The organism is Streptomyces sp. NRRL B-24085 (assembly GCF_001282115.1).
Lineage (GTDB): Bacteria > Actinomycetota > Actinomycetes > Streptomycetales > Streptomycetaceae > Streptomyces.
On sequence record NZ_LJBR01000295.1, the window covers coordinates 1 to 7,713 of the forward strand.

7 protein-coding genes and 1 pseudogene are annotated in these 7,713 nt (G+C 71.4%); 7 read left to right on the forward strand and 1 reads right to left on the reverse strand.

Annotated elements, in window-relative coordinates; translation table 11 throughout:
* A partial coding sequence (locus AOJ26_RS28765) for an FCD domain-containing protein (RefSeq protein ID WP_324614003.1) occupies nucleotides 1–125 on the forward strand: 125 nt, incomplete at its 5' end.
* 101 nt (nucleotides 126–226) lie between these two features.
* On the opposite strand, the gene AOJ26_RS28770 is transcribed toward AOJ26_RS28765, so the two are convergent.
* Complete coding sequence (locus AOJ26_RS28770) at nucleotides 227–1,060, reverse strand: NAD(P)H-binding protein (protein ID WP_053851278.1); 834 nt, start codon at nucleotides 1,058–1,060, stop codon at nucleotides 227–229.
* Nucleotides 1,061–1,258: 198 nt separating this feature from the next.
* Here AOJ26_RS28770 and AOJ26_RS28775 point away from each other — a divergent pair, with 198 nt between their 5' ends.
* The 6 genes and pseudogenes from AOJ26_RS28775 to AOJ26_RS43020 form a co-directional block, all read left to right on the forward strand.
* Entirely contained in the window at nucleotides 1,259–2,440 is a 1,182-nt protein-coding gene (locus tag AOJ26_RS28775; RefSeq protein ID WP_053851279.1) for an ROK family transcriptional regulator, read from the forward strand.
* 84 nt (nucleotides 2,441–2,524) lie between these two features.
* Entirely contained in the window at nucleotides 2,525–4,048 is a 1,524-nt protein-coding gene (locus tag AOJ26_RS28780) for a sugar ABC transporter ATP-binding protein (RefSeq protein WP_053851280.1), read from the forward strand.
* Entirely contained in the window at nucleotides 4,045–5,064 is a 1,020-nt protein-coding gene (locus tag AOJ26_RS28785) for an ABC transporter permease (protein ID WP_053851281.1), read from the forward strand. The genes AOJ26_RS28780 and AOJ26_RS28785 overlap by 4 nt, the downstream gene beginning before the upstream one ends.
* A gap of 17 nt (nucleotides 5,065–5,081) precedes the next feature.
* Nucleotides 5,082–6,122 carry a substrate-binding domain-containing protein gene (locus AOJ26_RS28790; protein WP_053851282.1) on the forward strand — a complete coding sequence of 347 codons (1,041 nt, stop codon included), beginning with the start codon at nucleotides 5,082–5,084 and terminating at the stop codon, nucleotides 6,120–6,122.
* A 209-nt stretch (nucleotides 6,123–6,331) separates the two neighbouring features.
* The gene (locus tag AOJ26_RS28795; protein WP_053851283.1) at nucleotides 6,332–7,534 is read left to right on the forward strand and encodes a Gfo/Idh/MocA family protein; all 1,203 of its coding nucleotides are present in this window, start codon (nucleotides 6,332–6,334) and stop codon (nucleotides 7,532–7,534) included.
* Nucleotides 7,535–7,549: 15 nt separating this feature from the next.
* Nucleotides 7,550–7,713: pseudogene (locus AOJ26_RS43020) on the forward strand (sugar phosphate isomerase/epimerase); the annotation flags it as partial.

A 7,713-nucleotide genomic window follows, 5' to 3' on the forward strand; every position in this document is an offset into this window, starting at 1 on the left:
CCTGGATCGAGCACCGTGAACTGATCGCCGCCATCGCCGACCGCGACCAGCGCCGGGCCACGGAACTGATGCGGGAGCACACCGAGCACACCCGGACGTCCTACCACGCGCGTCAGCGGGGGTAGGCGGGGCGGTACGGCGCGAGCCGAGGCAGGAGCCCGCCCGTCGTCGTGATCGGCGCTCCGGGAACGGGCGGCCACCGAGCCGGGGCGGGAGCACGGTCAGCTCACTGGAACGCCTCCAGGTGGTCCCGTGCCCACTCGGTGAACGTCCGTGGTGGGCGGCCCGTGATCTCTTCCACCGTGGGGCGCACCACCGACTCGTCCAGCGTGCCGTCCGCGAAGAAACTGAAGAAGGCGTCCACGTACGGCTTCGGCATGCCCGAGGCCTCCATCTCGGCGCGTGCCTCCTCGTGGCCCAGGCCCACGGCGCGCAGATCGCGGCCCAGGACCTCGCCGAGGATCCGGACGCGGTCGGCGGGCAACAGCGCCTCGGGGCCGGTGACTTCGAGAACCCGCCCCGCGAACTCCTCGGACAGCAGGGCCCGCAGGGCGACCTGTGCGATGTCGTACGGGTCGATGTCGGTGGTCCGCACGTCCGGGAACGGCACCCGGACCGTGTCCCCCTTCCGTACCTGGTCCGCGAGCCGGAACGCGTTGGTCATGAAGCTCGTCGGGCGCACGAACGTCCAGTCGAGGCCCGACTCCCGCACCGCGTCCTCCGCGGCGAGCAGATAACCGGCGACCGCGTTGTCCCGGTCACCGGTGGCCGCCGACAGTCCGGACAGCAGCACCACGCGGCGCACACCGGCGGCCCGCGCGTCCTTCAGGATCTGCCCCTGTCCGCCGTAACCCGGCATCAGGAACAACCCCCGTACGCCGTCCAGCGCGTCCCGCACGGTCTCGGGCCGGTTCAGATCGCCCGCGACGGCCGCCACCCCTGCCGGTAACCCCTCGCTCCGCCCGGCACGGCTCACCGCACGCACCCGCTCGCCCGACGCGGCCAGCGCCCGCACGAGCTCGGCCCCCACGTTCCCCGTCGCACCCGTCACCAGAAACATGTGCTCCCCTCCGTCGGGCCCATCCTGCGCGGACGGGCGCCAGGACACCAGAGGGCGGCACGTCTTTGTCCTGTGAGTGGGAAAAGTGGACAGCAATCTGTGCACAGCTTCTTCCCAGGTGCGGCAGCCGCTGCTACGTTCCCCTCGAAAGCCCGGCAACTGGTGGCCGAATGAGGCGGGGAGGGGCTCGTGAGACGCATGACGGCACGACCCGCGAACGCGCATCAGGCCCGGCTGCTCAAGCTGTTGCGTGACGGAGGACCCAACTCCCGTGCGCAACTGGGCGATCAGGTCGACCTGTCACGGTCCAAACTGGCCGTGGAGGTGGACCGGCTGCTGGAGACGGGCCTGATCGTGGCCGACGGACTCGCCGCCTCCCGCGGCGGGCGCCGCTCCCACAACATCCGGCTCGCCCCCAACCTGCGTTTCCTCGGCGTGGACATCGGCGCGACCTCGATCGACGTCGCCGTCACCAACGCCGAACTGGAGATCCTCGGACACCTCAACCAGCCCATGGACGTCCGCGAGGGTCCGGTCGCGGTCTTCGAGCAGGTCCTGGCGATGGCGGCGAAGTTGCGGGCCTCGGGGCTCGCGGAGGGTTTCGACGGCGCCGGCATCGGCGTCCCGGGACCGGTCCGCTTCCCCGAGGGCGTACCGGTGGCTCCGCCGATCATGCCGGGCTGGGACGGCTTTCCCGTACGGGAGGCGCTCAGTCAGGAGCTGGGCTGTCCGGTCATGGTCGACAACGACGTGAACCTGATGGCGATGGGGGAGATGCACGCGGGCGTGGCACGTTCCGTGGGCGACTTCCTCTGCGTCAAGATCGGCACCGGCATCGGCTGCGGCATCGTCGCAGGCGGTGAGGTCCACCGCGGGGTGACGGGCAGCGCGGGCGACATCGGGCACATCCAGGCCGTGCCCGACGGCCGCCCGTGCGCCTGCGGCAACCGGGGCTGCCTGGAAGCCCACTTCAGCGGGGCGGCCCTCGCCCGGGACGCCGTCGAGGCGGTCGAGCAGGGGCGCTCCGAGGAACTCGCCTCACGGTTGGAGACGAACGGGCAACTGACGGCCGTCGACGTGGCCGCCGCGGCGGCCGCCGGTGACGCCGCCGCACTCGACCTCATCCGTGCGGGCGGCAACCGGACCGGCCAGGTCATCGCCGGACTGGTCTCCTTCTTCAACCCGGGCCTGGTGGTGATCGGCGGCGGGGTGACCGGTCTCGGCCACACCCTGCTCGCCGCGATCCGCACCCAGGTCTACCGCCAGTCGCTGCCCCTGGCGACCGGCAACCTGCCCATCGTCCTCGGGGAGCTGGGCCCCACCGCCGGAGTCATCGGCGCGGCCCGGCTCATCAGCGACCACCTGTTCTCACCCGCGTAGGCACCCGCCTTCCCACGGCCCACCCGCACAGCGCTCTGCTCCGCCCTGCCCTGAAACCGGCCGCACGCCCGCCAAGGGGACCTCATGGCACCAGAACCACCGCTGCTCAGCATGTCCGGCATCACCAAGTCGTTCCCCGGAGTCCGGGCCCTCGACGGCGTCGACCTCGACGTCCAGGCCGGCGAAGTGCACTGCCTGCTCGGCCAGAACGGGGCAGGCAAGTCCACCCTGATCAAGGTGCTGGCCGGCGCCCACCAGCCCGACACCGGCCGGCTGCGCTGGCGCGGCGAGGAGGTCGTCCTCCGCTCGCCGATCGCCGCCATGCGCCTCGGCATCGCCACCATCTACCAGGAACTCGACCTGGTGGAGCACCTGTCCGTGGCCGAGAACGTCCACCTCGGCCATGAACCCACCGCGGCGGGGTTCGTCGTACGGGGCAAGGCGGCCCGTCGGTCGACCGCCGCACTGCTGCGGCGGCTCGGGCACTCCGAGATCGATCCGGCGCGCCTGGTGGGGGAGTTGTCGGCGGCGCAGCAGCAGATCGTGTCCATGGCGCGGGCCCTCTCCCACGACGTACGGCTCATCGTGATGGACGAGCCGTCCGCCGCCCTCGACCCCGACGAGGTCGACAACCTCTTCCGGATCGTCGGCGACCTGACCGCAGAGGGCGTCGCCGTCGTCTACATCTCCCACCGCCTGGAGGAGATCCGGCGCATCGGCGACCGGGTCACGGTCCTCAAGGACGGCCGGGCCGTCGCGGTCGGCCTGCCCGCCAAGTCGACGCCGACGCGCGAGGTCGTCGCGCTGATGACGGGCCGCAACGTCGAGTACGTCTTCCCGGAGCGGCCGCCCGCCGAGGCACGGAGCGCGGGCAAGCCGCTCCTGGAGGTCCAAGGGCTCACCCGGCACGGTGAGTTCGAGCCCCTGGACCTGGTGGTCCACCCCGGGGAGATCGTCGGCCTCGCCGGACTCGTCGGCTCGGGACGCTCCGAGATCCTGGAGACGATCTACGGCGCCCGCAAGCCCGCCGCCGGACAAGTCCGCGTGGACGGACGGGCGTTGCGGCCCGGCAGTGTCCGCGCGGCCGTCCGCGCCGGCATCGGTCTGGCCCCCGAGGAACGCAAGGCACAGGCCCTGCTGATGCTGGAGTCGGTCACCCGCAACGTGTCCGTCTCCTCCATGTCCCGCTTCTCCCGGGCCGGCTGGCTCGACCGGGGCGCCGAACTCGGCGCCGCCCGGGCGGCCACCCGCGAACTGTCGCTGCGGCCCGACAACCCGTCCGTGCCCATCCGCACCCTGTCCGGCGGCAACCAGCAGAAGGCCGTCCTGGCCCGCTGGCTGCTGCGCGGCTGCCGGGTCCTGCTGCTCGACGAACCCACCCGGGGCGTCGACGTCGGCGCCCGCGCCGAGCTGTACGCGGTCGTCCGGCGCCTCGCCGACGAAGGGCTGGCCGTGCTGCTGGTCTCCAGCGAGGTCCCCGAGGTGCTCGGCCTCGCCGACCGTGTCCTGGTGCTCCGCGAGGGCAGTGTCGTGCACCGGGCGCCCGCCCGTGAGCTCGACGAACACCGTGTACTCGACCTCGTCATGGAAGGAAGCCCGGCGTCATGACGCAGCATGTGTCCCCGCCCCGGGGAAGCGCCGACAAAGTGCCTTCGGTGAGCGAATCGTCCGCCTGGCGAGGGGTGTTCGCCCGCGCCGACGTCCGCACCCTCTCCCTCCTCGGCGTGCTCGCCGTCCTCGTCCTCATCGGCGGCATCACCAAGCCCGACGAGTTCCTCGACACCCGCAACCTCCAACTCGTCCTCACCCAGGCGTCCGTGATCGGTGTCGTCACCGTCGGCATGACGTTCGTCATCACCAGCGGCGGCATCGACCTGTCGGTCGGCGCGATCGTGGCGCTGGCCTCGGTGTGGGCGACGACCGTCGCCACCCAGGAGTACGGCTTCGCGGGCATCCTCTTCACCGCGGTCCTCGTCGGGGTCGGCTGCGGCCTGGTCAACGGGCTGCTCGTCGCGTACGGCGCCATGGTCCCCTTCATCGCCACCCTCGCCATGCTCGCCTCGGCCCGCGGACTCGCCCTCCAGATCACCGACGGCAGGACGCAGATCGTCACCGTGCCCTCCGTCCTCGACCTGGGAGAGCGCGACGCCTACGTCCTCGGCGTCCCGCCGCTCGTCATGGTCTTCGCGGTCGTGACGATCATCGGCTGGCTGGTGCTGAACCGCACCACCTTCGGCCGCCGTACCGTCGCCGTCGGCGGCAACGCCGAGGCCGCCCGGCTGGCCGGCATCGACGTCCGCCGCCAGCGCCTCTACCTGTACCTGCTGTCCGGGCTGTGCTGCGGCATCGCCGCCTTCCTGCTGATCATCCTGTCCGGCTCCGGCCAGAACACCAACGGCAACCTCTACGAGCTCGACGCCATCGCCGCCGCGATCATAGGCGGAACCCTGCTCAGCGGCGGCCGGGGCACCATCACCGGCTCCGTCCTGGGCGTCCTGATCTTCACCACGATCACCAACATCTTCGCCCTGAACAACCTGCAGAGCGACGTCCAGCAGATCGCCAAGGGCGCGATCATCGTCGCCGCCGTGCTGGTCCAGCGCCGTACCGCAAGCACGACCTGAGGAAAGGGTCCACGGATATGCCTGAGCTCACGAGCCGCAGAGGACTGCTCTTCGGAACCGCCGCCGTCGGCGCCGGTGCCCTCCTCGCAGGTTGCACCAGCAACGATCCCAAGGACGAGGAACCGGCCGCGAACGACCAGCCGGCCGCCGCCGACTCGCCCGGCAAGCCGGTCACCATCGGCTTCGCCGGACCGCAGGCAGACCACGGCTGGCTCAACGCCATCAACGACAACGCCAAGAACCGGGCCAAGAAGTACTCGGACGTCACCCTGGAGATCACCGAGGGCTCCAACGACACCGCCCAGCAGATCGGCCAGATCGAGACCCTCATCAACAAGAAGGTCGACGTGCTGGTCGTCCTGCCCGCGGACGGCAAGGCCCTCACCCAGGTCGGCCTCAAGGCGATGCGCGCCGGGATCCCGGTCGTCAACCTGGACCGCATCTTCAACACCCCGCAGGCGTACCGCTGCTGGATCGGCGGCGACAACTACGGCATGGGCCTCAACGCAGGCCACTACATCGGCGAGAAGCTCAAGGGGAAGTCGAACGCCAAGGTCATCGAACTGGCCGGACTCGACAACCTGGAACTCACCAAGCAGCGCACCAAGGGCTTCGACGACGCCCTGAAGAACTACCCCAACATCCGCAAGGTGGCCCGCCAGGCCGCCGAGTTCACGGTCGAGTCCGGGCAGGCCAAGATGGCCCAGCTCCTCCAGGCCCAGTCGGACTTCGACGCGCTGTGGAACCACGACGACGATCAGGGCGTGGGCGCGCTGCGCGCCATCGACCAGGCCGGCCGCGACGACTTCCTCATGGTCGGCGGCGCGGGTGCCCTGTCCGCGTTCCAGGCCATCAAGCAGGACAACGGCGTCCTCAAGGCGACCGTCCTGTACCCGCCCACCATGGCCGCCTCGGCCATCGACCTCGCCCGCGCCCTCGGCCAGTCCAAGGGCATCGGCGGACTCTCCGAGTTCGAGATCCCGGCCTCGCTCACCCTCTATTCGGCCGTCGTCGACAAGACCAACGTCGACCAGTACATGTCCACCGGCTTCAAGTGAGGCGTACCGATCCGGGGCCTGCCTTACGGCCCCGGCCGGGGCCACCCGGCCCACCGGCCGGTCCGCGGCCCGACCGGCGGGCCGGGCCGACCGCGAGCGGCGGTGGGCCCCGGCCGGACCGGTCCGAAGGGCGGGCCCCAGAAGCCCGGTTCGTCGACGGACCGGGCTGCACCCCCCACCGCGCCACGACGACGAGGAGGACATCGCGCATGGCACAGCCGCAGCAGTCAGAAGAGGCCGAGGCGCCGCCGCTCCGGATCGGCATGGTCGGCTACGCCTTCATGGGCGCCGCCCACTCCCAGGGCTGGCGGACCGTCGGGCGCGTCTTCGACCTGCCCCGCCGCCCGGTGCTCGCCGCGATCTGCGGACGGGACGAGGCCGCCGTGCGCCGGGCCGCCCACCGGCACGGCTGGGCGGCCGCCGAGACCGACTGGCGGGCCCTGGTCGAGCGGGACGACGTGGACCTCGTCGACATCTGCACCCCCGGCGACAGCCACGCCGAGATCGCCGTGGCAGCGCTCGCCGCGGGCAAGCACGTGCTGTGCGAGAAGCCCCTCGCCAACACCGTCGAGGAGGCCCAGGCCATGAGCCGGGCCGCAGAAGAGGCGTCGGCGCGGGGCCAGTTGGCGATGGTCGGCTTCAACTACCGCAGGGTGCCCGCCACCGCGCTGGCCCGCCGGATGGTGGCCGAGGGCCGGCTCGGCAGGCTGCGGCACGTGCGGGCGACCTACCTCCAGGACTGGCTCGTGGACCCGCAGGCCCCGCTGACCTGGCGGCTGCTCCGGGAACAGGCCGGCTCGGGCTCCCTCGGCGACCTCGGGGCGCACATCATCGACCTCGCGCAGCACCTGGCGGGAGAACCGCTGTCCGGGGTGTCCGCCCTGACGGAGACCTTCGTACGGGAACGGCCGCTGGCCGGGACCGCCGCCAAGGGCCTGTCCGCCGAGACCGCCGCCGGCACCGGCCAGGTCACCGTCGACGACGCGGCCCTGTTCACCGGCCGCTTCACGTCCGGCGCCCTCGCCTCCTTCGAGGCCACCCGCTACGCCACCGGCCGAAAGAACGCCTTGCGCATCGAACTCAACGGCGACCGCGGCTCGTTGGCCTTCGACCTGGAGCGCCTCAACGAACTCTTCTACCACGACGCCACGGAACCCGGAACGCACGCAGGCTTCCGCCGCATCCTGGTCACCGAGCCCGATCACCCCTACCTGGACGCCTGGTGGCCGCCGGGGCACGGTCTGGGTTATGAGCACACCTTCGTGCATCAGGCCCGTGATCTGGTCGAGGCGATCGCGTCGGGCACCGCGCCAAGCCCGTCGTTCGCCGACGGGCTGCAGGTGCAGCGGGTGCTGGCGGCGGTGGAGGAGAGCGTCGAGAAGAACTCCGTGTACACCCCGATAGCCGTCTGAGGAGGTTTGGGAACCATGCCGCGCCCGTTCACCCTGTTCACCGGCCAGTGGGCCGACCTGCCCCTGGAAGAGGTCTGCCGACTGGCCCGCGACTTCGGCTACGACGGACTCGAACTCGCCTGCTGGGGCGACCACTTCGAGGTCGACAAGGCCCTGTCCGACCCCTCCTACCTGGACTC